At 70.3% G+C, this 26,721-nt stretch carries 24 protein-coding genes and 1 pseudogene; 16 read left to right on the top strand and 9 right to left on the bottom strand.

What is annotated here, in order from left to right:
* On the top strand, positions 1 to 326 hold a 326-nt coding region (locus NZH93_RS09840; protein ID WP_259622666.1), incomplete at its 5' end, for a hypothetical protein.
* Here the strand turns inward: NZH93_RS09840 and NZH93_RS09835 are convergent.
* From NZH93_RS09835 to NZH93_RS09830, 3 genes and pseudogenes are all read right to left on the bottom strand, one after another.
* Positions 317 to 1,654, bottom strand: a complete 1,338-nt coding sequence (locus NZH93_RS09835) for a glycoside hydrolase family 16 protein (RefSeq protein WP_259622665.1) — start codon at positions 1,652 to 1,654, stop codon at positions 317 to 319. The genes NZH93_RS09840 and NZH93_RS09835 overlap by 10 nt on opposite strands.
* Positions 1,655 to 1,780: 126 nt before the next feature.
* A pseudogene (locus tag NZH93_RS51185) lies at positions 1,781 to 1,930 on the bottom strand (peptidase inhibitor family I36 protein); the annotation flags it as partial.
* A gap of 493 nt (positions 1,931 to 2,423) precedes the next feature.
* A complete protein-coding gene (locus NZH93_RS09830) occupies positions 2,424 to 3,242 on the bottom strand; it encodes a lipase family protein (protein WP_259622664.1) in 819 nt (272 codons plus the stop codon).
* A gap of 217 nt (positions 3,243 to 3,459) precedes the next feature.
* Between NZH93_RS09830 and NZH93_RS09825 the strand changes: the two genes are divergently transcribed.
* Positions 3,460 to 5,226 carry an RNA polymerase sigma factor gene (locus tag NZH93_RS09825; RefSeq protein WP_259622663.1) on the top strand — a complete coding sequence of 589 codons (1,767 nt, stop codon included), beginning with the start codon at positions 3,460 to 3,462 and terminating at the stop codon, positions 5,224 to 5,226.
* A 25-nt stretch (positions 5,227 to 5,251) separates the two neighbouring features.
* Here the strand turns inward: NZH93_RS09825 and NZH93_RS09820 are convergent, their stop codons facing one another.
* On the bottom strand, positions 5,252 to 5,596 hold the full coding sequence (locus NZH93_RS09820; RefSeq protein ID WP_259622662.1) for a winged helix-turn-helix transcriptional regulator: 345 nt from the start codon (positions 5,594 to 5,596) through the stop codon (positions 5,252 to 5,254).
* A gap of 94 nt (positions 5,597 to 5,690) precedes the next feature.
* On the opposite strand from NZH93_RS09820, the gene NZH93_RS09815 reads away from it, so the two are divergent.
* The 3 genes from NZH93_RS09815 (at position 5,691) to NZH93_RS09805 (ending at position 8,796) form a co-directional block, all read left to right on the top strand.
* Positions 5,691 to 6,629 (top strand): NmrA family NAD(P)-binding protein, encoded by a 939-nt coding sequence (locus NZH93_RS09815; RefSeq protein ID WP_259622661.1) that lies wholly within the window; start codon positions 5,691 to 5,693, stop codon positions 6,627 to 6,629.
* A gap of 100 nt (positions 6,630 to 6,729) precedes the next feature.
* Positions 6,730 to 7,680: a pyridoxal-phosphate dependent enzyme gene (locus NZH93_RS09810; protein ID WP_259622660.1), complete on the top strand. Its 951-nt coding sequence runs from the start codon at positions 6,730 to 6,732 to the stop codon at positions 7,678 to 7,680.
* A gap of 105 nt (positions 7,681 to 7,785) precedes the next feature.
* Positions 7,786 to 8,796, top strand: coding sequence for an Lrp/AsnC family transcriptional regulator (locus NZH93_RS09805; RefSeq protein WP_259622659.1), 1,011 nt, complete (start codon positions 7,786 to 7,788; stop codon positions 8,794 to 8,796).
* An 8-nt stretch (positions 8,797 to 8,804) separates the two neighbouring features.
* Here NZH93_RS09805 and NZH93_RS09800 read toward each other — a convergent pair whose 3' ends face one another.
* Complete coding sequence (locus tag NZH93_RS09800; RefSeq protein WP_259622658.1) at positions 8,805 to 9,533, bottom strand: hypothetical protein; 729 nt, start codon at positions 9,531 to 9,533, stop codon at positions 8,805 to 8,807.
* 39 nt (positions 9,534 to 9,572) lie between these two features.
* Between NZH93_RS09800 and NZH93_RS09795 the strand changes: the two genes are divergently transcribed.
* On the top strand, positions 9,573 to 10,202 hold the full coding sequence (locus NZH93_RS09795) for a TetR/AcrR family transcriptional regulator (RefSeq protein ID WP_259622657.1): 630 nt from the start codon (positions 9,573 to 9,575) through the stop codon (positions 10,200 to 10,202).
* Positions 10,203 to 10,211: 9 nt separating this feature from the next.
* Here the strand turns inward: NZH93_RS09795 and NZH93_RS09790 are convergent, their stop codons facing one another.
* Complete coding sequence (locus NZH93_RS09790; RefSeq protein WP_259622656.1) at positions 10,212 to 11,066, bottom strand: enoyl-CoA hydratase/isomerase family protein; 855 nt, start codon at positions 11,064 to 11,066, stop codon at positions 10,212 to 10,214.
* A gap of 201 nt (positions 11,067 to 11,267) precedes the next feature.
* Here NZH93_RS09790 and NZH93_RS09785 point away from each other — a divergent pair, with 201 nt between their 5' ends.
* The 6 genes from NZH93_RS09785 to NZH93_RS09760 are packed head-to-tail and all read left to right on the top strand — an operon-like array spanning position 11,268 to position 17,006.
* A complete protein-coding gene (locus NZH93_RS09785) occupies positions 11,268 to 12,527 on the top strand; it encodes a metal-dependent hydrolase family protein (RefSeq protein ID WP_259622655.1) in 1,260 nt (419 codons plus the stop codon).
* Positions 12,527 to 14,056 (top strand): MFS transporter, encoded by a 1,530-nt coding sequence (locus NZH93_RS09780; protein WP_259622654.1) that lies wholly within the window; start codon positions 12,527 to 12,529, stop codon positions 14,054 to 14,056. The genes NZH93_RS09785 and NZH93_RS09780 overlap by 1 nt, the downstream gene beginning before the upstream one ends.
* 12 nt (positions 14,057 to 14,068) lie before the next feature.
* A complete protein-coding gene (locus NZH93_RS09775; RefSeq protein ID WP_259622653.1) occupies positions 14,069 to 14,449 on the top strand; it encodes a RidA family protein in 381 nt (126 codons plus the stop codon).
* A 12-nt stretch (positions 14,450 to 14,461) separates the two neighbouring features.
* Complete coding sequence (locus NZH93_RS09770; RefSeq protein WP_259622652.1) at positions 14,462 to 14,995, top strand: thiamine pyrophosphate-binding protein; 534 nt, start codon at positions 14,462 to 14,464, stop codon at positions 14,993 to 14,995.
* Positions 14,995 to 15,585, top strand: a complete 591-nt coding sequence (locus NZH93_RS09765) for a thiamine pyrophosphate-dependent enzyme (RefSeq protein WP_259622651.1) — start codon at positions 14,995 to 14,997, stop codon at positions 15,583 to 15,585. Before NZH93_RS09770 ends, NZH93_RS09765 begins: the two co-directional genes overlap by 1 nt.
* Positions 15,585 to 17,006 (top strand): aldehyde dehydrogenase family protein, encoded by a 1,422-nt coding sequence (locus NZH93_RS09760; protein WP_259622650.1) that lies wholly within the window; start codon positions 15,585 to 15,587, stop codon positions 17,004 to 17,006. The genes NZH93_RS09765 and NZH93_RS09760 overlap by 1 nt, the downstream gene beginning before the upstream one ends.
* Here NZH93_RS09760 and NZH93_RS09755 read toward each other — a convergent pair.
* Positions 16,973 to 17,533 (bottom strand): carboxymuconolactone decarboxylase family protein, encoded by a 561-nt coding sequence (locus NZH93_RS09755; protein WP_259622649.1) that lies wholly within the window; start codon positions 17,531 to 17,533, stop codon positions 16,973 to 16,975. The genes NZH93_RS09760 and NZH93_RS09755 overlap by 34 nt on opposite strands.
* Before the next feature lie 230 nt (positions 17,534 to 17,763).
* On the opposite strand from NZH93_RS09755, the gene NZH93_RS09750 reads away from it, so the two are divergent.
* On the top strand, positions 17,764 to 18,939 hold the full coding sequence (locus NZH93_RS09750) for a hypothetical protein (protein ID WP_259622648.1): 1,176 nt from the start codon (positions 17,764 to 17,766) through the stop codon (positions 18,937 to 18,939).
* Positions 18,940 to 18,947: 8 nt separating this feature from the next.
* On the opposite strand, the gene NZH93_RS09745 is transcribed toward NZH93_RS09750, so the two are convergent.
* Positions 18,948 to 19,619, bottom strand: a complete 672-nt coding sequence (locus NZH93_RS09745; RefSeq protein ID WP_259622647.1) for a TetR/AcrR family transcriptional regulator — start codon at positions 19,617 to 19,619, stop codon at positions 18,948 to 18,950.
* Between the two features lie 139 nt (positions 19,620 to 19,758).
* On the opposite strand from NZH93_RS09745, the gene NZH93_RS09740 reads away from it, so the two are divergent.
* Positions 19,759 to 20,808 (top strand): SDR family oxidoreductase, encoded by a 1,050-nt coding sequence (locus NZH93_RS09740; protein ID WP_259622646.1) that lies wholly within the window; start codon positions 19,759 to 19,761, stop codon positions 20,806 to 20,808.
* Positions 20,809 to 20,868: 60 nt separating this feature from the next.
* Here NZH93_RS09740 and NZH93_RS09735 read toward each other — a convergent pair whose 3' ends face one another.
* The gene (locus tag NZH93_RS09735; RefSeq protein WP_259622645.1) at positions 20,869 to 21,558 is read right to left on the bottom strand and encodes a glycoside hydrolase family 12 protein; all 690 of its coding nucleotides are present in this window, start codon (positions 21,556 to 21,558) and stop codon (positions 20,869 to 20,871) included.
* Positions 21,559 to 21,844: 286 nt separating this feature from the next.
* Here NZH93_RS09735 and NZH93_RS09730 point away from each other — a divergent pair, with 286 nt between their 5' ends.
* Together NZH93_RS09730 and NZH93_RS09725 are read left to right on the top strand one after the other, a co-directional pair.
* Positions 21,845 to 24,979 carry an AfsR/SARP family transcriptional regulator gene (locus tag NZH93_RS09730; protein ID WP_276023026.1) on the top strand — a complete coding sequence of 1,045 codons (3,135 nt, stop codon included), beginning with the start codon at positions 21,845 to 21,847 and terminating at the stop codon, positions 24,977 to 24,979.
* A 222-nt stretch (positions 24,980 to 25,201) separates the two neighbouring features.
* On the top strand, positions 25,202 to 26,680 hold the full coding sequence (locus NZH93_RS09725) for a hypothetical protein (RefSeq protein WP_259622644.1): 1,479 nt from the start codon (positions 25,202 to 25,204) through the stop codon (positions 26,678 to 26,680).
* The last annotated feature ends 41 nt before the right edge of the window (positions 26,681 to 26,721 follow it).

Here is a 26,721-nt window from a genome sequence, read left to right as displayed (position 1 = left end):
CACCGCCGCTCCCGGACCCGATCTGCTCCTCCAGCCGGTACCGGTTGGCGACGACCTGCTCCGTCTCCACGATGCGCTCTCCCCGCGTGACCCTCGTCGCATCGTATCCAGTTGAACAAGCCGCTCTCCAGGCTTCCGCAGGAACCTTCCCGGCCATTCGCCGCGCCGGCGGCGGGCTGGAGGGGCGGGTGGAGTTCGGCTTGTCCGGGCCGGTCACGGTGTGGCGCGGGGGGCTCGAGGTAGTGCCCGGTGAGGCCTTGACCTCACCGGGCGGGACGGCACTGTGCGTGGGCTGGAATTCCACGGTGCCGGGGGATCAGGAGTAGACGCGGACCCAGTCGACCTCGAACACCGCCGCGCGCAGACCGCTGTCGCCGGTGAAGTTGTCGAGTTGGATGTTGAGGTGTCCCGACGGCATGGTCTGGATGTTCTGCCGCCCGTTCGGGCCGCCACCACCGGAGACGCGGAACCACTCGACGCCGTCCACGTAGCCGACCAGCGCGGAAGGTGTCCACTCGAAAGCGAAGTTGTGCCACTGGCGCATGTCCACCGGGCAGCGTTCGCGGTACTCCTGCTGGACGCTGACGTTCGACGGGTGCGGGTAGTGCAGGAACGCCGACAGGCACTGGGCGTCGGGATCGGTGTACTCCACCCAGTCGTACTCGCCGTCCTGGGGCCACCGCTCGGACGTCGGCCAGAGCAGGTGCAGCACGTGGTACCGACCGCCCGAGGTGCCGGTGTTCTGCGACCGCGAGCGGATCTCCCAGCGGCCGTACTGCCGGTCGAGCCGGTGCTTGAGCCAGCCCGTGTCGCCGTTCGCCTCGCCGGTCATCTTCATGATCCCGTTCGCCACCGCGGCGTTCTTCGCGCAGCGCCGACCGTTGCCGTTGTGCCCCGGCCAACAGCCCGCCGTCCCGCCTTCGGTGCCGCTGGGCACCGACCACTTCGCCGGGTCGACCGGACCGGTGTTGCCGAACTCGTCGGAACTCGGCAGCGGAGCACCCCAGCCGAGCCGAACGGCGGCCTGCGTCTGATCGTTGGGCGGGGTGGTTGTCGTGGTGGTAGTGGTAGTCGTCGTGCCGGAGCCGACGTGGTAGTCGCACGCGGTCGCCCGGAAGCTCGCACCGGTGGCGGCGTACTCGTGGTCGGACACCACGTTCGCCCGCACCGCACCGGCCGGAACGGTGAACTCGCTCGCGACGCGCGTCCACCCACCGACCGCGAACGACACCCACGTGCCGGGGACGTTCCCGAGGTACCCGCTGTTGTCGCCCTCGGGCGTGGAGTACCAGTCGACCTCGACGCGCGCACGTCCGCTCTGCTCGGCGGCGACGTCGTAGGCGAAGGTCCACACCTCACCGCTCACGACGTGCTGCTGCGGCAGGTAGAACGACGGGTTCAGCACGGAGTTGTTCTTCTGCGCGTAGGCGAACCTCGCCGCCCGGTGGTCGCCGACGGCCTCGCGGACCGGACTCGTACCCCGCAACGAGCCCCACTCGGCGAGCGTCTTGTTCAGCACCGGGTTGTTGCACGTCGAGACGTTCGTGCCCGCCCCGGTCGGCGGCTGCGCGATGGCCACACCGGCCACGACCAGCGCGGCCGCCGCGCTGAGCGCACCCGCACCGGCGAGCAGTCTCCTTCGGTACAGCGTCATGGGTCGTTCCTCCCTGTCTGATGAACGGGTTGACGGTGAGGTCATGTGTCGATCAGCCGTGGACAGTTCCGCGACGTTTCCGGGAGGCACTTCATCGAGCGCGCCGGCGTCATTGCAGTTCTGGTTGTTCCACGCCGAAGAGGCTTTGCGCGCGAAGCCGTATCCCCACAGGTTGTGCCAGTACTCGTCTCTGAACTGCAAGCGCTGACCCGTCCCGTCCAGGCCGTCGTAGAGGCACGACCAGCCTGTCGCGCAGGACGCGGCCCAGGTGACCAGGTCGCTCGCGCGGTCGTGCTCCAGGAAGGCGTTTGGAGTCGGCGGACGCGAGCCCCGTGCTCAAGGCGAGGGGTACGCAGAGGATTGCCAGAAATCGGACGAACAACGAGTAGATCCTTCTTTTCGACATGGGGGATCCTTCTTTGATCGGTGCGAAGTCGGGTATGCCCATGCACATCGACGACGCTGATCGTCAGCGTTTGTCCATTGGTCCACCTGGTGCTTTTTCGGCAGTTCCAGCGGGGCCGTTCGACGCTAACGGCAGTCAGCCGGGACCAGTCCCGGCTGACTGGTCTCTCGGCGGGGATGGGGCGAAGCCACCGTCTCCGGTGGAGCGGGTCAGCGTCGTGGGCGTTCGCCTGCACCCGGCCTTACTGCTGGTTCCATTGCTTCAGTGTTGATTGATATCAAGGGGTCGCCGACAGGGGCGCGCGAAGCACCCGGACGTAAGGCACACGACCGGGTGCCCCGCGAGCTGTGCGGACAGGACGGGTCAGGGCAGGTTCTTCTCCAGAGCGGTCACGTACGCCTTCATGAAGTGGTCGCGCATTCCGTCCGCAGCCGGGGCGAACGGGTCGGCGGTCATCCCCTTGGCGCGGTCGAGCAGGGTGGACGCCATGGGCGCGGATTCGCGGACCCTGCCGGACGAGTCGATGTAGCGCAGAGCCGCGACGTGGCGGAACGCGGGACCCGGCGGGACCTGGGTGACGATGTCGTTGTTGTTGACCACCCGGAACGTGCGTCCGGACAAGGCCCGGTCGTAGGCGACCGCCAGAGCGCGGTCGCACGTGCGGGGCTGACCGAAGGTGTAGACGCCGTGCGCCGAGAGACTGGGGTCCTCGAAGTGCAGCCAGGCCGCGGCGAGCATCGCCAGTGCTCCGCCGAGGCTGTGCCCGGTGAACCAGACCGTCTGCTCGGCGTCGCGCAGCTCGGTGATGGCCGAGCGAACGGACGGGAACACCGCCCGCAGGGCCTCGGCGAATCCGTAGTGGACCAGGCCGGTGTTCGCCGGGCCGGGCCACGGCGGGGTGGTCGTGTCCGACAGCCAGTCCCGCAGTTGGACCGGTTCGGTGCCGCGGAACGCGGTCACGATCATCGTCGGGCTCGCCGCGGTGTACGCCTGGGTGTCGCTGAGCGCGAACGGCGGTGTGAACGTCGAGTGGTGGTGGCGGACCCGGTCGAACCCCCATCCGGCGGCGGTGGCCTCGATCCGACCTCGATCCGCGTAGGCCAGTTCGGCGGCTTGGGCCATGCAGTACGCCTGGCGGGCGTCGTACCCGGAGGCCTGGTGGTTCAGCGTCGGTGCGGACATGGTCCATCCTCATGAGGGCGGTATCGACGACGTCACGTTTCGCCGCCTGCTCTACGTGCGTACCGCCGCGACCGCGACCACGCCACCGATCGCCGTAGTGGTTCACCACATGGGGGCTCCGCGTCACCCGCCCTCACCGCTCCGGTCGGTTCGCTGTCACGCGCGCCGATCACCCGTGGTGGTGGCCGAAAGCGGCCGAACGGACCATCCTGTCGAGGTGACCAGTGAAACCACGCCGGAGGACGCGGACACGGCTGCCGGTGGAGGGGAACCGCCGGACGACGTCGTGCTGTGGGGTCGGGGTGATCGGGAGTCGTTCGACTTGCTCTTCGAGCGGCACGTCGAAGCGGTGTGGAACCACGCCTACCGGTTGACGGCGTCGCGGGAGCGGGCGTTCGACGTCGTGGTGGTGACCTTCTCGACCGCGTGGCGGAAGCGGGTCGAGGTGGTGCCGGTCGGGCCGAGTGCGTTGCCGTTGCTGTACGCGACGGTGGGTGACGTCGTGCGTGGCGACAAACGGCGGCGCGGGATGAGTACCCCGCCGCCGGTCGATGAGCACGCCGACGTGGTGGTGCACCTGGTCGACGACGACTCGCGGCTGCGTGAGGTGGTCGACGTCGTGCGCAGGCTTCCGCGGGCGCAGCGCGAGGTCGCGGAACTGTGCCTGCTGGGCGGTCTTCCGGTGGCCGACGTGGCCGCGCACCTGCGGGTCACCGAGGAGTCGGTGCGCTCCGGTCTCGCCCTGGCCCGTGCTCGGCTGGTGGAGGACGTGCCGATCGACGAGATCGCCGCTCCGCTGGCACTCCCGCCCGCACTGCGGGACCGGTTGCGCGTCGAGGTCGAGCAGGGTGTGGCTCGACGGGCGGTTCCCCGCAGGCTCATCGCGGTGGCCGCCGCTGTGGTGCTGCTCGCCGGAACGGTCCTCGTGCTGAGGCAGGTGCCCGACGTGGCCGCGCCGGCGCCGGACGTGCCTCACCGGGTCGCGGTGGCGGGCGCGTCGTTGGACCGGGAGGCCGCCGGTGTCGCGCTGGACCGCTGCTGGGCGGCCGTCCTGCAGCAGGGGTTGGCCGACCGCTTCCCCGACCGCTCCCTCTGGACGCCCTCGTTCACCGCGGGCGACTCGCAGGTCGGCGTGGTCGCCGCCCGCGCCGACGGCAAGCCGCTGTTCTGCCAGACCACCCCCACCACGGCCACGGTGACCGACCCGACCCTGGCCCCGACCTCCGGGACCGCCGCCGTCCTGTTCAGCCGTGAAGGCGTGGTCGCGGGCGTCACCGACGTGGACTGGGACCGGATCGCGCTCAAGGGCACCGGCCCGCACGGCAGCGTCCTGCTCAAAGCCGAGTCGGGCGACCACCTGTTCGTCGGGCGGGCGGGGGTGAACCTGGGCGGGACGAGGATCAGCGTCAACGAGATCGACTCGGAGGACCCCACGGCCGTGCGGGAACTAGTCGCGCCCGCGCCGCCCGCCGTCCTGGCCCGCGACCGCCCGGACGGTCCCGCGCCGGATCGCGCGTCCGACGCGGGCAGCGCGCTGGGGGACTGCCTGGCCCGGTCGTCACGGCCGCTGCCGGACCCGGACTCCTACCAGCCGGGAGCGCTGGTGACCTACCCCGGCGGTCGGCTCGTGCTCGGCCGCAGCACGGACAGCCTGGTGACGTGCCGGTCGGACCAGGAGAAGACCGAGGCCGTTCGGACCCTGCTCGTCAACAGCGGCGCGTCCGCCGTGATGAACGTCCTGACCATCGTCGAGGGCGACCGCACGATCCTCGGGGGCGAGCTGCGCCCGGAGGTCTCGACGATGGAGATCAGCCTCGGTGACGGTCCGCCGGAGCCGGTCATCGTCGCCGACCGCACCTTCGCGTTCCTCGTCCCGTCCTTCGCCCCGTCGGGCCCCGGTGCCCGGCCCTACCCGCTCGTCGTGCGCGCGGTGGCCCGTGACGCGAACGGCGTCCAGCTCTACGAACGGTCGTGGAACCGGTGAGCCGGGACCGCTCGGCGGCGCGGACCTAGACCTCGTCCGGCGGGAGGTGGCGTTCGCTCCAGTGCGCCAGCGGGCGGAGGACGGTGATCAGCTCCTCGGCGTCGGGCGTGAGGGCGTAGGTGATCTGGACCGGTGTGCTGGGGATGACCGTGCGCTCGATGAGCCCCCGCCCCTGGAGTTGCTTGAGCCGCAAGGTGAGCTGCGGGTCCGAGATGCCGGGGACCAGGGCCCGGTAGTCCTTGTACCGGCGGGCGCCCCGTGCCGCGGCGATCAGGATCGGCCCGGTCCAGCGGGTCCCGATGATGTCGATCGCGCGCAGGAGCCGTTGGCAGGTCTCCTCGTCGACGGGGTCACTCGGCGGTCTGCTCACTTCTTCAGGGTAAGTAACTTCGGTGACCTTTGCCAAGGCGGATCGACGGGCGGAGGCTTTCCCCGACCGACGAGCAGAACGAGGAGTGACCTTGATGACGACAGTTCTGGTGGCGGGCGCGACCGGCAGCCTGGGCAGTTTGATCGTGCGTAACCTGCTGGACCGGGGAGCCGACGTGCGGGCGCTGGTGCGACAGTCCTCAGTGGACAAGCTGGTGGCGCACCCGAACCTGACGCCGTGCGTCGGCGACCTGGCGGACGGCGCGGATGCCTTGCGGCACCACGTCGACGGCGTGGAGGTCGTCGTGTCCGCCGTCCAGGGTGGACCGGAAGTGATCATCGACGGGCAGCGGGAACTGCTGCGGGCCGCCGAACGGGCGGGCGTGCACCGGATGATCCCGTCGGACTTCTCGATCAACCTGTTCGGCTACGGCTATGGCGTCAACATCCTGTCCGACCTCCGCCGCGTGTTCGCGGACTCGTTCGCCACGTCGACGGTCGCCCGCACGTCGGTCGCGGTCGGCGCGTTCCCGGAGTACTTCCTCGGGGCGATCCACGAGGTGCTCGACCCGGCGGCGGGCACGTTCTCGGTGTGGGGCGATGGCACGCGCCCGATCGACATCACCACCATCCCGGACACCGCCGCGTTCACGGCCGCCATCGCGCTCGACCCCCGCACCGCGGGGCGCGAAGTGCACGTCGTCGGTGAGCGGTTGTCCATGTTGGAGCTGCGGAACGAGGTCGAGGCGGCGTCCGGACGGCGGTGGGACCTGGTGCGCAGGGGCACGGTGCGGGACCTGCGCGCGGAGGTCGTGCGCAGGCAGTTCGCGGCGTCCAGCCTGGTCGAGTACGTGGCCTTGCAGTACCAGGTGGCCATGTTCGACGGGACGGCCTCGCTGCGGGACGTGCGCAACGCGGACTACCCGGACGTGGTGCCGACCTCGGTGGCGGCGTACCTGGCGGGCGCGGGCGCGGCGCACTTCACCGTGCCCGAAACGGCGCGGCGCCAGGGTGAGTGGCCGACAGCGGTCTGAGTTCGCCTGTTCCACGCGGAGATCCTGCACGGGATGGTGCGTCGACGAAGGATTCGTGCGGTGGAGCGGCTGCCGCCACGGTGACTCCTAGCCTTCGAGGATGAATGTCGACATCGACGTGCGCTCCGCGGCCGCCCGGCTCGACGGCGTTGCGCACCGCACCCCGGTCCTCCGATCGAGCACGGTGGACGTCTTGGTCGGCGCCGAGGTGTTCCTCAAGTGCGAGAACTTCCAGCGCGGTGGGGCGTTCAAGTTCCGGGGCGCCTACAACGCGGCGTCGCGGTTGCCGCCGGAGGACCTGGCCAAGGGCCTGATCACCCATTCCTCGGGCAACCACGGCCAGGCCGTCGCGCTGGCGGCCCGCGAACTGGGCGTGCCCGCCGTCGTCCTCATGCCGCACGACGCGCCCCGTTCGAAGGTGGCCGCGACGGTCGGTTACGGAGCCGAGGTGGTCGGGTTCGACCGCTACGCCGACGACCGCGAGGCCCTCGCGGCGAAGCTGGCCACTGAGCGCGACATGACGCTCATCCCGCCCTACGACCACCCGGACGTGATCGCCGGGCAGGGCACCATCGCTCTCGAACTCCTCGACGAGGTCGGCGAGCTCGATCTGCTGGTGGTGCCCGTGGGCGGGGGAGGCCTGATCGCGGGCTGCGCGCTCGCGGTCGCGGACCGGCGGCTGTCCACCCGCGTCGTCGGTGTCGAGCCCGCTGCTGGCGACGACACGAAGCGGTCCCTCGAGGCCGGCCACCGCGTCGCCATCGAGGTACCGCGGACCATCGCGGACGGGCAGGCCGCGTCGACGCCCGGTGAGCTGACCTTCGCCGTCAACCGACGCCTGGTCGACCGCGTGGTCGTCGTCACGGACGACCAGATCCGCGCAGCCATGCGCTTCGCCTTCGAGCGCCTCAAGCTCGTCCTCGAACCCAGCGGGGCGAGCGCTCTGGCGGCGGTGATGTCCTCCGCCGTCCACCCCCTGCCCGCCCGCGTCGGGGTCATCATCTCGGGCGGGAACGTCGACGTGAATCGGTTCACCGAACTCTGCGGCTGAGGTAGCCCGAGCCGCGGTCAGCTCCAGCATCGGTGTTCCAGGCGCGATACCGTGCACGAATCCTTCGGAAGTACGTCCTGGCCGCACGAAAGGATGCTCCGGTCCATGGAAGGCGCGGACTTCGACGAACTCGACATCGCGATCGTGGACGCGGTGCGGTCGGTGCCGCGGGTGAGCTGGCGCGACCTGGCACCCGTCATGGGGGTCAACGCGGCGACGATCAGCAGGCGGTGGTCGCGCATGCAGGCCGCCGGGGTCGTCTGGGTGACCGCCCATCCGGCGGGCAACGCGACCCCGACCTGCGCCCTGGTCGAGATCAACTGCGCTCCCGGCGAATCGACCGCGGTCGCCGAAGCGCTGGCGGGGGACGTGGAGGCGGCCACCGTGAAGCTGACCTCCGGCGCTCGTGACGTGCAGGTGCTGGCGCAGGTGCCGGACCTCGCCGCGCTGTCCGGCTACCTCTCGGACCGCGTCGGCCGGACACCGGGCGTCGTGAGCGTGCGCGGGCACATCGTCACCCGGTCGGCTTTCGAGGCCAGCAGGTGGCGGGAGGGCGCGCTCGACCTCGACCAGCAGCGCAGGCTCGGCGCGCACGACACGACCCGCGGGGAGCACGACGGCGTGCTGGACTCGGCGGACCACCGCCTCCTGCGCGCGTTGACCATCGACGGCCGGATGTCGCTGGAGCGGTTGAGCGAACACGTGGGCCTCGGTGCCGTGACGGTCCGGCGCCGCCTGTCCCGGCTGGAGAGCGCCGGGTTGGTGATCTACCGGTGCGACACGTCGAAGCACCTGTCCGGTCGAGCGTTCGCCGCGACCTACTACGGTTCGATCGACGTGAACGACCTGGACGCCGCGGAGGAGCGACTTCGAGGGCTTCCCGGCGTGCGGGCGTGCAGCATCGTCGCCGGACCGCACAACGTCATCATCGACGCGTGGCTGCACACCGCGGCCGAAGTGCACGAGCTGGAGCGCAGGATGAGCCGTGCACTGCCCGCGTTGCGGATCAAGGACCGGGCGGTCGTCCTGCGCCTGGTCAAGCTGCTCGGCCGGATCCTCGACGCCGAGGGGCGGTCGGTGCGATCGGTCCCCCTGCTCAAGGACGACGCTCCGTAGACCGGGAATCAGGGCTTCGACGCGAGGCCGATCGCCGTGGTCCACGACCGGATCCGGTCGTCGTGACCGGTGAAGTTGCGGCGTCGGACAACGCCGTCGACGTCGATGTGTCGGGAATCGGTGAGCCCGAACCGGCCGAGCAGGTCGATCAGGAGCGGTCGGACGAGTGACGGCAATTCGGCCGTACCGCTGTCGACGAGGGAGAACTCGGAACGGCAGGGGCGCACCGACGGAACCCGCGTGCCCACCGGGTGGAAACCGTCGTTCCCGCGATTCCAGATCTCGTAAGGGAAGGTGGTCGTCGGCGTGCTTTCCCCGAGGCCGATCTCGACGGACAGGTCTCCGCGGCAGCCCAGTCGGCTCGCGTGAGCCGACGCCAATCGCACGGCCGCGATCGAGATCCACGCCAGCGCGCCCTCGCCGATCGCCCAGACCGTTTCGCCGTCGGTCGGATTCCGCCGCGAACCGCCTGCCGGCAGGCGAAGGGAGGACGAACCGTCGGTGTGGGCGTTGAATTCGTACCGTCCGGCAGGTTCGTCCGGCGAGAAGGTGAAGACTCCGGGCCCGGCATGGGGTTTCTCCGCGCCGATCGGAATTGGTGCGGGCCAGGGGGAAGTGTGGCTCCGCACCCATTTTGCGAGTACTTCACCCGACAGGGGAGATAGGCCTACCGCCGGTGCTGACGGCGTTGCCCTGATGGTGATCCACGCTTGGCTGTTGTCCAGGGTGGTGTTCATCGTGCGACGGTCTCCTTGATGGCGGCTTATAGTGGGCGCGTGTCGAGAGTCAACGCCAGCACGCAGACACCTGGGCGCAGGCGGCGATCCGAGGGCAAGAGGGTCACGGTTCTGGACGCCGCCGAAGCCCTGTTCGTCGAAGAGGGTTACGACGCTGCCGGCGTGGACGAGATCGCGGCCCGCGCCCAGGTGTCAAAACGAACTGTCTACGACCACTTCGCGGACAAGGAAGAAATCTTCCTGCAAGTGCTGGAGCGCGTGAGCGACGCGTTGACCGGTGCCGTGCGCGCGGCGATCGACGAGGAGTTGTCCGGGAAGTCCGGCCTGCGCGACGAGTTGGCCAATTTCGCCAATCGCGTCGTCGGTACCACTCTCCGGTCCTCCCAGTACGCCAAGTTCCGGATGCTGGAGTCCCGGCCTGGATCCCGACCGGGACTGCCCGAGTCCAAACGCGACCTCGCCGAACGGATGCTCTCGGAACGCTTCGCCGGTTTCGCCGAATCAGGTCGGCTCCGGGCCGTTGATCCAGGTGTCGCCGCTCGTCACTTCACGGCCCTGACGATCAAGCTGGCCCTGGAGGACCTGGTCCGGGAAAGGTCGGGCGGCTCTCCCGATCTGCGGAAGACCGTGTCCGACGGTGTCGAGGCCTTCCTGCGGGCGTACGGCTAGGAAAGCGGCTCAGAACATCTTTCGGGCCTCGGAGTCGGCGATCAGCTCGGGGTTCGGCACGACGGACTTGCTGGCCACGTTCGCGAGCATCTGGTGCGCCATGTGGAAGCCGAAGTCCTCGGCGACCGTCTTCTTCCAGTGCCGCGACAGGATGTTGTGCGTGGCCCACCGCGTGTAGCGCGGGCGCTTCATGATGAACCGGGCCAGGTCCCAGGCGCGTTCGAGGAGTTCCTCGCGCGGCAGGACGTCGTTGACGATTCCCCATTCGAGCGCCTTGTCGGCCGGGATCGACTTGGCCGCGTAGATGTAGTACGCGGCGCGCTTGGGGCCGATCAGTGATTGCAGGGCCATGGCCTGGCCGTCTCCGGGAGGAGATCCCAGCCAGAAGTGGGGGTCCATGAAGTCGGCGTCCGGCGTGGCGAAGGTGACGTCGCTCATCATCGCGAATTCCGTGTGCACGCCGGGACCGTTCACGGCGGCGATCGTGGGAACGTCGATGTTGTTGACGAAGCTCTCGATCAGCTTCCACCCGTCGTACATCCGCTGCTGGATGTGATCGGGTTCCAGGTCGGACGCCGGCTTGGGGTTCATGCCGCGAGGATTGCCGGTCATCCACCTGTCGCCGGTGCCGGTGATGATCAGCACGTGGTTCTCGGGGTCGTTGCCGACCTCCTGCCAGAACCGCGGCCACGCGTTGTGCGCGGCGTGCGTGTGGACGTACGGGCCACCGTCGGTGTGCAGTCGGATTTCGAGGATTCCGTCCTCGCGCTTCAGCTCGAAGAAATCCGCGTAGGTGGCCGAGTACTCGTCGAGTTGGCGGGGGGCGAGGTAACCGTCCCAGTGGTCCGCGGGGTTGTAGGCCATGGTCATTCCTCCGAGTCGATGGCGGGTGTGCCACCAAAACTACACGACCCGGTGTGGTTTTCAACTTGGACTTTCGCAGTGCTGATTCCGTGCACACGTAGCTCTCTTGGTGCGTCATTCGTGCGTTTCAAGCGCGAATCCACGACTTCGCCTTACGTTGCCGATCAAGTCGACACGCAAGAGAAGGGCAGGTGGAATGGAGTGGAGCTGAGCGAGAAGGCCGCTCTGCGCGTGCACAACGTTCGACTGATCGACGGGGTCGGCGCGGATGTCGTGGAGGACGCGGTGCTGGACGCGGGCGCCGACGGGCGGATCGCCTACGCCGGGCCCGCTGCCGGGGCGCCGACGCCGGGTGACGGCGTGCGGACCGTCGACGGCAGGGGCGGGACGTTGCTGCCCGGTCTCTTCGACTGCCACACGCACTTCGGGTTCGCGTCCGACAGGTCGCTCGTCGAAACCGCGTTCCTCACCGATCCCGTCGTGGGCATGGTGCGGACGGCTGAACGACTGCGGCTGACGCTGCACGCCGGGATCACCTCCGCCCGAGACCTCGGTGGACTCCCCGCCGGTTACCGCGACGCGGTGAGCGCCGGGCTCCTGCCCGGTCCGCGGCTCCAGACCTCGGTGGGCGTCATCAGCCACACCGGTGGTCACGCCGACGCGACCATGCCCAGCGGCAAGGACCTGGACCTCGACTACTGCGTGCTGGCCGACGACGTCACCGCGGTGCGGACGGCCGCGCGGCGGATGATGCGCGCGGGCGCGGACGTCATCAAGATCTGCACCAGCGGTGGCATCAGCAGCGCCCACGACGACCCCGACGACCAGGACCTGCTCGACGACGAGATCGCGGCGGCCGTCGACGAGGGACTGCGCCGAGGCGGTCGACCGGTGGCCGCGCACGCCCAGGGGCGTGCAGGCGTCCTGGCCGCGATCCGGGGCGGCGTGAGGTCGGTCGAACACGGTTTCGGCATCGATGACGAGGGGTGCGACCTCCTCGGTGAACGGGGTGCGTTCCTGGTTCCGACGTTGTCGACCGTGTTCCAGCCGTTGGACCCGGCGACGACAACCCCGTGGCGGTACCAGAAGAAGCTGCGCTGGAACGAGCGGGCGAAGGAGAACATCGCCGAAGCGATCAGCCGGAAGGTGGCCATCGCGACGGGAACGGACGCCGGGATCACGCCGCACGCGCGGAACGCGTTCGAGCTGTGGTGCCTCGTGGAACTCGGGATGTCGGCGATGGACGCGATCAAGGCGGCCACGTCGACCAGCGCCCGGCTGCTCGGCGTCGGCGACACGCTCGGCTCCCTGCGACCCGGTTACCAGGCGGATCTCGTGCTGAGCGCCGGAGATCCGCTGCGGGACATCTCCTGTCTCGCGGATGCGGAGAACGTCGTCCTGGTCGCACAGCAGGGCGTGATCCGCAAGAACACCGTCAGCGACGAACTGAGGACTTCCTGATGCCGCTACCGCGCGTACTCCGCGACAAGAAGAAGACGCTCTCGACCATCATCAGGCGCAGGCCCGCGGCGGACGGCCTCGCGGTGCCGGTCGAGGAGCCCGAGGAGTACCTCCACCACGGCTGGACGCGCCGGGTCGTCGGCTACGTCGCGATCCTGATGATGGTGAACGTCATGGTCGACAGCGTGCTCGCGTCACCGACCTTCGTCCTCCCGCAGCTCGGCGAAGCCTTCCACACCAACCAGTTCGCCTGGATCGGCTCCAGCGCGATGCTCGCCGGGGCGATGTGGGCGCCGCTGCTCGGCAAGAGCGCCGACATCAACGGCAAGCGGAAGGTCCTGGTGATCACGCTCCTCGTCGCGGGGACGGGTGGCCTGGTGTGCCTGATCGCGCCGAACATCGTGGTCTTCGTGCTCGGCCGCCTACTCCAGGGCGCCGCCGTCGCCGCGTTGTTCCTCACGGTGGCGCTCATCCGCGACATCTGCGCGCCGAAGTTCGCCATGGTGGTCACCGGGTTCGTGACCTCGGGCTCGGCCGTCTTCGGCATCGTCACCCCGTTCATCCTCGAACCCGCGCTGGACGCGTTCGGCTGGCGGGTCGTGTTCGTGATCTCCGCCGCGTTCGCCTGCCTGGCAGCGTTCCTGGTCCGACTGGTCATCCCGGAGAGCCGGAAGACCGCGCCCGGAACGGTGGACGTCAAGGGTGCGCTCGTGCTGGGCCTCGGCCTCGCCGGTGTCCTGGTCTACATCAGCCTCGGCCAGGTCTTCGGTTGGCTCAGCCCGATTCCGCTCCTGGTCCTCGTGGCGGGGGTCGGCGGGCTGACCTACTGGTACCGCGTGCTGAGCCGGAAACCGCAGCCGATCATCGACATCCGCGGGATCTCGAAGGCCCTCGCGTTGGGGCTGCTGGTCGTCGTCATGGGAACCGGCGCCTACCAGAGCATGCTCCAGTTGTTCAGCATGCTCATCGAGGTCTCGCCCGGTGAAGGCCTCGGCTACGGCATCGCCGCGCCCGCGGCCCTCGGGTTGATGTTCGGGATCCCCTCGCTCGGGATCCTGCTCGGCGGCTTGGTGGCGGGCTCGGTCTCGGCCAGGGTGGGACCGGTCTGGAGCCTGGCGGCCGGTGTGCTGTTCGGCCTGCTCGCGACGTTCCTCATGTTCGTGGCGGGCGCGGGGAGCCTGCCGCTGGCCGTGGTGTCGTCCTTCATGTTGAGCCTGACCGCCGGTTCGATGGTCACGTCGGGGTTCAACCTCGCCTCGACCCTCGCGCCGCCGGAACGCCAGGGCACCGTCTCCAGCATGGTGATGGTCATGGTCGCCATCGGGTCCGTGACGATGAACTTCATCGGATCGGCCGTTCTCGGCGCGACCAGGACCATGCACGACGGCGAGTGGGTCAACTCGTCCTTCGGCGTGCACGGCTACATCGCCGTGGCAGGGCTGGTTTTCGCCCTGGCCACCATTCCGGCGTTCTTCCTGGTTCGACGGATGCGCCACGTCACCACCAGCGCGCCCGTCAGCCAGATCTGACAGGAGTCCTCTGTGAACCAAGCAGCGCCTGCGAGTCCCAGTCAGGCCAGACACCCCTACAGCCCGGTGCGGGAAACGGAAACCGGCCTCGTCTTCGTCTCGGGGCAGCTCGGGATCGCCGACGGTCGGATCGTCGAAGGAGGCATCGTCGAGGAGACCAGGCAGGCCTTCGCCAACCTGCGCGCCCGGCTCGAAGCCGTCGGTCTCGACCTGCGGAACCTGGTGAAGATCACCGTGTACCTCGCCTCGATGGCGGACCGCAACGCGATGGACGCCCTCTACCAGGACACGCTCCCGCATCCCTTGCCCGCGAGAACCTGCGTCGCGGTCGCCGAGCTTCCCTACGGCGCCCGCGTGGAACTGGACGCCATCGGCGTCCGAGACGGCACGTGAGGAAGTGTGCGGATGACCTACGCGAAAGCTGTTGCCGACGGGATCTGGGCCGCGAACGCGGCGAAGGTCGGGTACATCCCGTCCGTGACCGTCGCCCCGATCATCAAGGCCCTGGTCGCCTCCGACGGTGGGAGTGACGGGGTCTCGCCCCGCGTCACCCCGCTGTCACGCGAAGAGGAAGCCATCGGCGTCCTGGGGGCCTTCGCGCTCACCGGCGCTCTTGGTGCCGTCGTCATGCAGGACAACGGTTTCGGCAACGCGCTGACCGCGCTGACGACGTTCCCGCTCTCCTACCACCTGCCCTTGCTGATCTTCGCCAACGCGCGCGGCGGGCTGGGGGAGTACAACTCCATGATCCACTCGATCAGCCAACCCGTGCCAGCGGTGCTGCGGGCGTTCGGCGTGCCCGTGGTCGAACTGGACCGCCGCAACGACGTCGACGACTGGCGCGACACGGTGCGGGAGGCCGGGGTGCACGCGGTCATGACCTACCGGCCAGTGGTGGTCCTCGGCTCCTTCTGGAACACCGACGGGATGGTGGCGTGATGAGGCGCATCGAGGCGCTCGAGGTTCTCGCGGAGCTGTGCGGACGCCACCCGGTGGTCGTCACCTGCGCGGCGACGAGCCGGGAACTGGCGGCCGTGCGGGACGGCGACAACCACTTCTACCTGCTCGACGCGATGGGGCTGGTCGGATCGGTCGCGACGGGCCTCGCGCTCGGCCTCGACCCGGACCGGCCGAAGGTCGTCGGCATCGAGGGCGACGGCTCGCTGCTGATGAACCCGAACGTCCTGCCCACCGGTGGTTACCTCGCCCCGGCCAACCTGCTCCTGGTGCTGCTCGACAACGGGGTCTACGGCTCCACCGGGGCACTGCCCACCTACTCCTCGCGCGTCGACGTCGAAGCTCTCGCGGCTGCGGCAGGCTGGACGACGCGTTCGACCGACACCGCCGACGGCCTGCGGACGGCGTTCGCGGACCTGCTCGACGTCGACGAGCCCGCCTTCCTGCACGTGCGGATCGAACCCGGCAACGCGCCCGACGTCGCGAAGCTCCTGCTCGACCCGGTCTCGCTCCGCGACCGGTTCGCGCGGTGGCTCCGCGAAGACCACCTGGCAGCCGGGAGGAACTCGTGATGACCGCGGACGGCATCACCACCGTGAACCCGGCGACCGGGGACGAACTCGGCTTCTACTCCTACGCGTCCCCCCGCCGCGTCGACCACGTCCTGGCCACCGCGGCGGCGTCGCGGTGGGGCGACTCCCGGATCGAGGACCGGGTCGCCGCCATCACCCGGCTGGGCACCGTCCTGGTGGCCAGGCGGGAGGAGTTCGCCGGACTGATCACCCTGGAGATGGGCAAACCGATCCGGCAGGCGCGGGCGGAGATCGACAAGTGCGTCACGGCCTGCCACTACTACGCGGCGGAACTGCCCGGCATGCTCCGGCCCGAGACCTTCGCCCTCGACGACGACGCTGCCGTGGTCCGGGTCCTGCCGCTGGGGGTGGTGTTCGGGATCCTGCCGTGGAACTACCCGTGGTGGCAGGTGATCCGGGCGATGCTGCCCGCCATCGCCGCGGGCAACACCGTCGTGCTGAAGCACGCGGACTCGGTCACCGGGAGCGCGGTGGCGATCGAGGACGGTTTCCGCGAAGCCTTCGGTGCGGGGGTCTTGCAGACGTTGGTCCTCGACAGCGCGACGGCGTCGGACATCATCGGGGACCCGCGCGTGGCGGCCGTGACCTTCACCGGCAGCGACCGGGTCGGTGCGCTCGTCGCGGCACGCGCCGGAGCCGAGCTGAAGAAGTGCCTGCTGGAACTGGGCGGGTCCGATCCGTTCATCGTCCTCGCGGACGCGGACATCGCCGAGGCCGCCGCCGCGGCCGTCCACTCGCGCTTCCTCAACAACGGGCAGAGCTGCATCGCCGCGAAGCGGATACTGGTCCACCGCGCGGTGCGGGACGACTTCGTCGACGCGCTGGTCCCGCACGTCCGGGCGCTGGAGGTCGGGGACCCGACCGACGAGAGGTTCTCGATCGGTCCGATCGCCAGGGCCGACCTGCGGGACACGTTGCGGGAGCAGCGGCACCGGGCGCTGGCGGCCGGTGGCAGGGTGCTCGCGGAGGCGCGGGCACCCGACACCGATCGTGGGGTGTGGTTCGCGCCGTCCGTGGTCGAGGTCGCCGGCGACGACTCGACCATCCTGTCGGACGAGACGTTCGGCCCGCTCGGCGCGCTGACGGTCGGTTCGGGGGACGAGGACCTGATCGCCCTGGCCAACTCGTCGCGGTACGGGTTGAGCAGCAGCGTCTGGAGCGCGGACAGCCACCACGCCGCGGCGGTCGCGGGCGGACTGCGCACCGGGGCGGTGTTCGTCAACATGCCGTCCGCGACCGATCCGCGTCTGCCGACCGGTGGCGTCAAGGCCAGCGGCTACGGTCGGGAGCTGGGGAAGTGGGGCGTGTACGAGCTGGCCAACGTCCAGGCCACGCGAATTCGGGGCAGCGGCACGGTGTTCGACCCCTACTCCGCGTCGGCGGGCAGCGGCACGTCGTAGGCGTTGAGCACGAGGCAGATGCCGGCGTACTGCGCGATCAGGAACACGAGTTCGGCGGTTCCGGCCTCGCCGAAGCGGTCGACCGCGGCGCGGTACAGCGCGCCGGGGACGGGGGAGCCCGCGTACAGCGCGGCCGCCACGTCATGCGCGACCGCTTCCGCCGCCGTCAGCTCGGCCGGTCGTTGTCCGGCGACCAGCGCGGCCACGGTGCTGTGCGGGATCCCGATGGCCAGGGCGATCCTGCTGTGGGAGTACAGCTCGTAGGCCGCGCCGTAGCGCGATCCGGTGGTGAGGATGGCGACCTCGCGCACCCGTGGCTGGAGGACGGTTCCGTTGCTGGTGAACCATTCCAGCAGCGGCTTGGCCAGGTGCGGGAAGCGCAGGATCACCGGGAACGGCCCGACGAGCGCGCCGTTCCCGTCCTGCGCGGTGAACGGCACGTGGTCACCCATGATCCGGCGCGCGGCCTCGTCGAGTTCCCGCTGGTCGTCGGACAGGTCGCTCGGCACGATCGGGGAAATCCGCACGGTTCCTCCTGGTGGCGTGGATGCAGGGGGAACAGCCTGTGCCAGGTGCGGCGCGGACACCGGATTTCGCACGACTTCCGCGGTGATCGCGCGGAACCTGCACGAATCCGTGCTCCTCCGTGTGTTCCGGATTCCTAAACGATTTCCTGAACGCTCCGGAAACGGGCGCGTTGGTCGACTGCTCGGCGTCCGCGGCGCCGTCGCGGCCAGGATTCCGGAGGAGCACGCGCATGGTGGAGATCGATCGTCGGACTGTTCTGCTCGGAGGTGCCGCGGCGGTGGTGTTGGCGGCGTCCACCCTCGTGGTTCCGGGGCGGGCGTCGGCAACCACCCCGATCGGCCCCGAGACGCCGGTGGAGCCCGTGGCGTTCGACTCGCCGACGTGGGGTGCGTTGCCGTTGTTGGATCGACAGGTCTTCACGATGATGAGCCAGGTCTTCGCCGCGTTCCGCGCGCACGGGCACGCGATCTGGGGCGACTACCGGCTCGACCGGACCCAGGTGGTGTTCCCGCACTGGCCGGGTGGAGAGGGGGTGCCCGGCTACGCCTACGTGGTCAACGCTCGGCGACCCGCGTCGTTGGGCGACGCCCAGCCCGTGGACCTGCCCGGCGCGTTGCGGCTCGGAGCGGTGCACCGCATCACCCGCGGTGCGGGGATGGACGCCGCGCTGTCGCCGAACGGCACGGTCGGGACCGCCGACATCGCGGGCGTTCCCACCCTGATCATCGGGTTCGGCACGTCCGACGTCATCCGGGGCCTGCTGGACTTCGGCACGTGGTTCGCCGCCAGGGTCCTGGTCCACGAGGCGTTCCACGCCCACGGGGCGACGTGGGCGGAGTACCCGCTGCCGGACGGGCAGGGACAACCGTTCCCGGCCGACTACCCGCGTGACGCCGAGAACGCGGCGCTGGCGCTCCTGGAGGACGCGGTGCTCGGGCTGCCGCTGGACCAGCCCGCCCCGGCCGCGGCCGAGAAGTTGCGCACCTACCTGGCCATCCGCGCGGTCCGCGAGGACCGGCTGCCGGAGATCGCCTGGCGCGAAGGCCCTTACCAGTCAAGGGAAGGCACGGCTCGCTTCGTCGAAGACCGGTACGTGCGGCTGAGCGGCCACCGGCTCGCCGACAGGTCCGCGGACCTGTCCACCGGCCCGGAACTGCTGGGCTGGATCGGCAGGCGGCGCGGGTACCCCGTCGGCGCGGCGTGCGGCGAACTGCTCGAAGCCGTGGTCGGACCGCGGTGGCGCACCTGGATGCCACTGGGCAAGACCCCCGGCGATGTCGCCGCGGCGGTCTTGGGCTTGCCGACCGGGGGCAGGCGGGACCGGCTGGTCGCCGAGGCGAAGGAAACCCACGACTACCCGCGACTGCTCGACCTGGTGCGGCGCGCGGACCTGCCCCACGCCTGAGGCCGCGGTCAGGGTTGTGCCGGGCCGATTCGGATGTGTCGGTCCAACGGTGCCTCGCCCTCGCGGTGGGGGGTGGTGCCGCCGAGTGCGCCCAGGAGGGTGGTGATCAGGAGGGTGACCCTGGCGTCCACCTGGTCGTCGACATCGGCGTCGTCGTCCAGGGAGAGGGAGAACGAGGTCGCGGGGAGGTGGTGGATCTCGTTGAGCAGGGCCAGGTAGACGCGGCGTCCCCAGGCTGGGTCGGGGGTGGTGATGTGGCCCGCCGCGTGCAGTCGGCTGAAGAGGACTTCCAGTTCCTCCACGATCCGCGGGTGTGACGCGGGTGCGCCGGGGCTTTCGTGGGTGGGGGTCAGGCTCGTGACGAACGGGTGGCTGTACTTGAGCCTGAGGGTGATCTCGGTCGCGCGGTGCAGGACGATCAGCGGTGGGGCCGTTCGCACCCGCACCTCCTTGATGATCGACAGGTACCGGTCCGTGAGGTCTTGGACCAGCGCGTCGAGCAGCGCCTGTCGTGACGCGAAGCGCCGGTGCACGGTCGCGCGCGCCAGGCCCGCGGCCTCGGCGATCCGTTCCAGCGACGCCGACGGGTCCTCCGCGAGGACCTTCTGGGCGGCTTCGAGGATCCGGGCGGTGCTCCGCCGCGCGTCGGCCCGCAGGCCGCCCTGCTCCGTCGCGGTCATCGGCAACCTCCAGTCGGCTGTCACAGTACACGAGTAATTTGAGACAGCGGAGATGTTGATGTTGACGTAAGTGAGACACACATGATTCAGTTGTCGCCTTGAACGCCCCAGTGGCACCCACATCTCGACAGGTGAACCCATGAGCCCCACCCAGCCCGACACGGTCCTGGTCACCGGCGCCTCCGGCTTCATCGCCGGGTACTGCGTCGAGGAGTTGCTCCGGCACGGCTACGCCGTCCGCGGCACGGTCCGGGACGTGTCGCGGACCGAGAAGGTCGACCACCTGACCGTCCTGGCCGCCGAACTCGGTGGCCGCCTCGACTTCGTCGCAGCCAGTTTGGACACCGACGAGGGGTGGGCGGAAGCGGTCGCCGGGTGCGCCTACGTGCTGCACGTGGCCTCGCCGAACCCGCCCGCCGTGCCCCGCGACGAGGACGAGGTCGTCCGTCCCGCCGTCGACGGCACCCTCCGCGTGCTGCGCGCCGCGGCCGCGAGCGGCACCGTCCGCCGAGTGGTCCTGACCTCGTCGTCCTCGGCCATCGCGGCGGGCCGCCCCGAACCGAAGGGCAGCCACCACACCGAGCAGGACTGGTCGGTCCTCGAGAACTGCTCGCCCTACGAGAAGAGCAAGACCCTCGCCGAGCGCGCCGCCTGGAAGTTCCACGACGAGCTGCCCGAGTCACGTCGCTTCGAACTGGTCGTCGTCAACCCGTCGCTGGTCATCGGCCCTCTGCAACGCGCGGAGGTCACGACGTCCAACGAGGCCGTCCAACGGCTGCTCGACCACACGTTGCCCGCCGTCCCGCGCATCAGTTGGAGCCTCGTCGACGTCCGCGACGTCGCCCTCGCGCACCGGCTGGCCATGGAGAGCCCGAAAGCCCCCGGCAACCGCTACCTCTGCGCGGGCCCCGACATCTGGATGTTGGACATGGCGCACGTCCTGGCCGCCGAGTTCGGTCCGCGGGGCTTCCGCGTCCCGACTCGGCGCCTGCCCTACTGGGCGATGTGGCTCGCCGCCCGCTTCGACCCCACCCTGCGCCTGGCACTGGGTTTCGTCGGCAACCCGGACCGGTTGTCCAGCAGGAAGGCGATCGACGAACTCGGCTGGACCACGCGCCCGGCCGCGGAAAGCCTCAGGGACACCGGCCAGAGCCTCATCGACCACGGCCTGTCCCGCCCGCGCGGGTGAAACGGGCCCCCGTTCCCGGTCGGCACCGGGGAATTCATCGGCCGCCGTCGGTGAATGGCCCTAGGTGGTGACCGAATAGCTGTTGGACACGAAGTCCGAACCGCCGGACGAGGAGGTGATCTCGAAGCCGAACTGCACCTCGCCCACGGTCACGTCGCCGTACCAGCCGCGCGATCCAATCCACTTCAGCACCGCCAGCACGTCGACCGTGCCGGAGTTGGTGTTCCCGGTGCGCAGGAATGAGAACACCTGGTTGGCACCGTTGGAGCCGCGGTACACGTCCCAGGTGTGCCCGCCGACCGACGCGGTGGTCTGCTTCGACCCGATCGGACCCACGGCGCCCTGCTTGTTGACCCAGATCATGATCTCGTAGGCGTTGCTGTCCGCCCAGATGTCGTAGGACGTGGCGTAGGCCCCCGACCCCGGCCTGCTGACGTTGAACGCGCTCGACAGCCTGCTCAGCGCGCTGACCTTCTTGTTGATCGCCTTCGCCGAGTGCGGGTACGCCTTCACGCCGCCGGTGTTGGGGTGGTCGGCCCACACGCCCCAGTTGCTGTAGGAGTTCGCCCAGATCGTCTGCGGTCCGACACCGCTGCCCCACACGTCGTTGCGGACGGTGTAGCCGCCGTTGGACCACGTCCCCCACTTGTCGGTGGACGACCAGGCGGCCGCCTGCGCCACGCCGGTCGCGCCGATCAAGCCCAACACCACGACGACCGCCGTCACGGCCGATCGAATTCCGCTGCCCATGGCTCCGCTCTCCGATTTGTCGCGCGAGTGCCGAATGTGCGGGGCGGTACCGCCGACTATCGCTCCGCCGGTAACACCGTGTCAATCGGATTCGGTTGTTCCGCGCGGATTTTCGCGGGTTCGATGAATTCGATCGGTGTATTCGACCATTTCGACCGTCGAGGGGGTTGGTGAAATCAAGGCCGACAACGGCGTCATTCCCGCCCGCTGAGGTGGTCGTGTTCCGGTTGACCGGTGCCGTGTGCTTCAGCAAGATCGCCGTGGGAGGACAACGGGGGGATGTCGCATGTGGGACTTTGCTGTGCTCGGGCCGCTGGAGGTGCGCCGCGAGGGGGTGGTGGTGCCGCTGGCGGCGGCCAAGCACCGGATCGTGCTGGCGGCGCTGCTGCTGCGCACGGGCGAGACCGTGCCGGTCGAGCGGTTGGTCAAGGCTTTATGGGACGAGGAGCCGCCGAGCGGCGCGCGGTCGACGTGCCAGGCGTACGTGATGCGGCTGAGGCAGGCGCTCGGGGGCCCGGACACGATCAGGACCGTGCCCGGCGGGTACCGGCTGGACGTGCCGAGGGAGCAGGTGGACCTGTTCAGGTTCACCGGCCTGATCGGCCAGGCCCGACAGGCGTCGGACGCCCGGACCCGGTCGGCGCTGCTGCACCGGGCGCTCGGGGTGTGGCGGGGGCCCGCGCTGGCCGACGTGCCGTCGGAAGCGCTGCACCGCGACGAGGTGCCCGCTCTCGTGGAGCAGCGGCTGCTGGCGCTGGAGCAGCGCGTCGAGGTCGACCTGGAGTTGGGCGCGCACGACGAACTGGTCGGCGAGCTGCGCGCGTTGACCGCGGAGCACCCCTACCGGGAGCGGTTCTGGGCGAGCCTGGTGCTGTCGCTCTACCGCTCCAGCAGGCAGGCCGACGCGTTGCAGGTGTACCGCGACCTCGACGTGCTGCTGGCCGAGGAACTGGGCCTGGGGCCCGGTGACGCGATCCGCGGGCTGCACGACGCGATCCTGCGCAACGACCCGTCGCTGGACGGCGCCGCACCCGCTGGGCCCGCGCCCCGATCGCCCGTCGGCACGACGGTGCCGCCGGACATCGGCGACTTCGTCGGGCGCGTCGACGAGGTCGCGCTCGCGACCGACCTGCTGTCCGAGCGGCACGCCACGGCCGCGCCGATCCTGGTGGTGTCCGGACCTCCGGGCGTCGGCAAGTCCGCGCTGGCCGTGCACGTGGCGCGACGGCTGCGGCCGGAGTTCCCGGACGGCGTGCTGCACGTCAACCTGCACGGGTACTCGACCAGCCCGACCACGTCGGTCACCCAGGCACTGGGCTACTTCCTGCGCGCGCTCGGCGTTTCCGCGGAACGCGTGCCGCTGGACCAGGCCGAGCAGGAGCTGCTCTACCGCACGCTGCTGACCGACAAGCGCGTGCTGGTCGTCCTGGACAACGCGGCGGGCGTCGACCAGGTCCGGCGGCTGCTGCCCGCCGAGCCGCGCTGCGCGGTGCTGGTCACGAGCCGCAGCGAGATGCGCGGGCTGACCGCGTTGCAGGGTGCTCGACGGGTCGCGCTCGACGTGCTGTCCGCGCCGGAGGCCCGTGCCCTGGTCGCGGGCATCGCGGGCAAGGTCGTCGACGACGAGCCGGTGGCCAGCGGCGAGCTGACCGCGCTGTGCGGCGGGCTGCCGCTCGCGCTGCGGATCGCGGCGGCCAACCTGGGCAGCAGGCCGCGCCCGAACGTGGCCGACTACGTCGCCGAACTGCGCCAGGACGACCGACTCGCGGCCCTGGCCGTCGACGGCGACGAGTCCGCCGCCGTGCGCGGCGCGTTCGTCCCGTCCTACCGCGCGCTCAACCCCGACGCGGCCCGGCTGTTCCGGCTGCTCGGGCTGGTGCCGGGCGTGGACTTCACCGCCCAGACCGCGTCGGCGCTGCTCGGCGTGCCCTTCGGCACGGCGGCGCGGCTGCTCGAACAGCTCGCCGCGGCGAGCCTGGTGCAGCAGTACGAGCCGCGCCGCTACCAGTTCCACGACCTGCTGCGGCTCTACGCCGTGACCACCTCGCAGGAGGAGGACGACGCGGCCGCGCGCACCGGGGCGTTGCGCCGGGTCTACGAGCAGTACCTGCACACCGCGGACGCGGCCGCCGAGTTGCTGCACCCGACGCTGGCGCGGCTGCCGAGGCCGGAGCCGGACACCGTCCCGCTCGTGCCGCACCTCGCCGACGACCGCGACGCCGCGACCTGGTTCGACGAGGAGCGGGTGAACCTGGTCGCGGCGATCCGGCAGGCGGTGGGCGTCGCGCCGGAGTACACCTGGCACCTGACCGACGCCGTCCGCGGCTACCTGCACTCGCGCCGCCTCGACGCCGACCTGCTCGCGGCCACGAACACCGCGCTCACCGCCGCCGAGAGGGCAGGCGAGCACGGCGTTCGACCGTGGCTGCGCAACAGCCGCGGGATGCTGTTCTGGAGCCGCGGTGACTACCCGGCCGCGGTCGAGGACCTCAACGGGGCGCTGGCGGGCCACCGCGCGTCGGGCAACCGGATCGGCGAGTGCGTGGCGCTGGGCAACCTGGGGGTCGTGCACCTGGAACTGGGCGACCTGGACGCGGCCGTCGCGCACTCGACCCGCGCGCTTGCGACGAGCCGGGAACTGGGCGCGAAACGGCTGGAAGCCGCGTCGCTGGTGAACCTGGGCTCGATGCACCTGGAACGCGGTGAGCTGCGGCGGGCGCAGGACCTCCTGACCGGGGCGCTCGCGCTGTGCGAGCGCGCGGGCCTGGCGCACACCGGCGCCATCGCGCGCAACAACCTGGGTGGCGTGTGCCTGCGGCTGGGTCGGATCGACGAGGCGTTCGCCCACCACCACGCGGCGCTGGAGGTGCACCGGCGGTTGCGGTCGCGCCACGACGAGGCCGAGGTGTTGCAGAACCTCGGGGCCACGCACCGCGAGGCGGGTGACTACGCCGAGGCCACCAGGCACTGCGAGGAGGCGTTGGAGCTGGCGGTCGAGACCGGCAACCTGCGGTACGAGGCGGACGCGCTGAACACGCTCGCGTCGGTGGAGAACCGCACGGGCCACCCGGCGTCCGCGCTGGCCAAGCACACGTCGGCGTTGGAGATCAGCCGCGGCGCGGGCTACCGGCAGGGCGAGATCACCGCGCTGATCGGACTCGGGCGCACGATGCCGCCCGCGGAGGGCCTCGCCCACGTCGAACGCGCCCTCGACCTGGCCAGGAGCACCGGCTTCCGGCTGCGGGAGGCGCAGGCGCTGACCGTGCTGGCGAGCGTCGAGGAACGGCTGGGCCTGCGGGAGTCGGCGGCCGGGCACCGGGCAACGGCGGACCGGGTCCAGGCCGCCATGGGGGTGGCGTCAACGCCGCGTCAACAGGACGTCACCACGGCGCCGGAGGATGTGGTCGTCCCGGTCCGGTGACGACAGGAACCGACAACGCACAGCACCTCCCGTCGCGGCTTCCTCGTCGGCACGACGGCCCTCGCCCGCGACGCTGACCGGTCCGGGGGGACCTGAGGGGACGCGGCAGACCGGGTCGCACGCCACCCGGTCCCGTCGGCGACCGTGCACGGTCGCCTCCCGGATCGCGGCCCGAGCGGTCCGGGACCACTCCACCCATCCGCGTCACGACAGGAGTCCACCATGTCCGGAATCAGCCGTCGGTCCGTCCTGCGGGGCGGTCTGCTCGCCGCCACCGCCGTCTTCACCACCAGGATCGCGGGCGCGTCCGCCGCACCCGCGAGCGGGTTCGCGGTCGCCTACAACGAACTGGACATCACGCCCGTGGTGCCGGGGTGGCCGAGCCTGTGGATGGGCGGCTACGGCTGGGACCCCCGAGGGGCGAGCCCGTCGGCCCCGGCGCCCGCGTACCCGTTGCGCGCGCACTGCATCGCGATCCACGAGGGCGGCTCGGTCAACGTGCTGCTGCGAGTGGACGTGGTGAGCATCCCGCGCGACGTGCACCAGGAACTGCGCAGGCGGGTGTGCGACGTGCTGGACCTGGTGGTCTCGTCGGACTTCATGATCGTGGCGAGCCACACGCACAGCGGTCCGTTCATCGGGGACACGCACCCTGATCCCAAGGTGCTGATGAACCTCAACGACGCCGACGTGGACGCCGTCAACGGCTCCACGTTCGTGTTCATGGACCTGCTCACCGAACTGGTGGAGCGGACCGTGCGGGAGACGCCCATCCCGGCGACGCTGCACTTCGCCGAGGGCAGCGCGGAGGTCGGCCTCAACCGCATGGGCCTCGACCACGTGATGACGGACGTGCCGGTGATCGCGGTGCGGAACAGCAACGGCGGCGGCCTGCTCGCCGTGCTGTTCGGCTGCGCGACGCACCCCGTGTCGTGCGGCAAGGCCCCCTCGTTCCACAGCGACTTCGTCGGGGTGGCGTCGGAGATCATCGAGGAGGAACTGGGCGCGATGGCGCTGTTCTTCCAGGGCACGGCGGGCGACCAGGACCCGCTGCCGCTGTCGACCGGCGAACTGGGGGAGCGGCTGGCGTCGGCCGTCATCGACATCGTCAACGACGGCGACTTCACCGACGTCGAAGGCCCCATCATGACCGAGCTGACCGAGGTCGACCTGCCGTTCGCGGTGGACACGACCGACGCGGGCGTGCGGGCGGAGCTGCGGCGCAAGTACGTGACGCGGCTGGACGGGCGCCTCGGCAAGGCCGAGGTCCGGCACGCCAACCTGATCATCGGGCAGATCGACCGCGGCGAGCTGGCCGAGTCGATCCCGATGCCCATCCAGTGCTGGAAGATGGGCGGGGTCACGATCCTGGGGCTCTCGCACGAGGTCGTGAGCGACTACCACCTGATGATCAACGCGTTGGCGCAGGACATCGGCGTCGGCAACCTCTGGGTCATGGCCTACGCCAACGAGACCCAGTGCTACGTGGCGTCCGACCGGATCCTCTGGGCCGGTCCCGGCCTGCACAACGGCTACGAGGCCGGGTGGAACGACGACCCGTGGATCGCGGGTTACGGCAGCAGCATGCTCTCCTACGGGTGGCCGTCCCCGCTCAACGCGTCGGCGCCCGGCACCGACCCCGCGTCCCCCGACAGCGCCGAGGCGATCGTGCTGGCGGCGTGCGAAGGTCTGTTCCGGTGAGACACCACTGCTGAACCGCCCCCCTGAAGGTCGCGAGTGGA

This window comes from Umezawaea endophytica (assembly GCF_025061645.1).
In the GTDB taxonomy this organism is placed as follows: Bacteria; Actinomycetota; Actinomycetes; order Mycobacteriales; family Pseudonocardiaceae; genus Umezawaea; species Umezawaea endophytica.
Note: the sequence above shows the minus strand (reverse complement) of the source record. Positions and strands in the feature narration are given on the sequence as shown.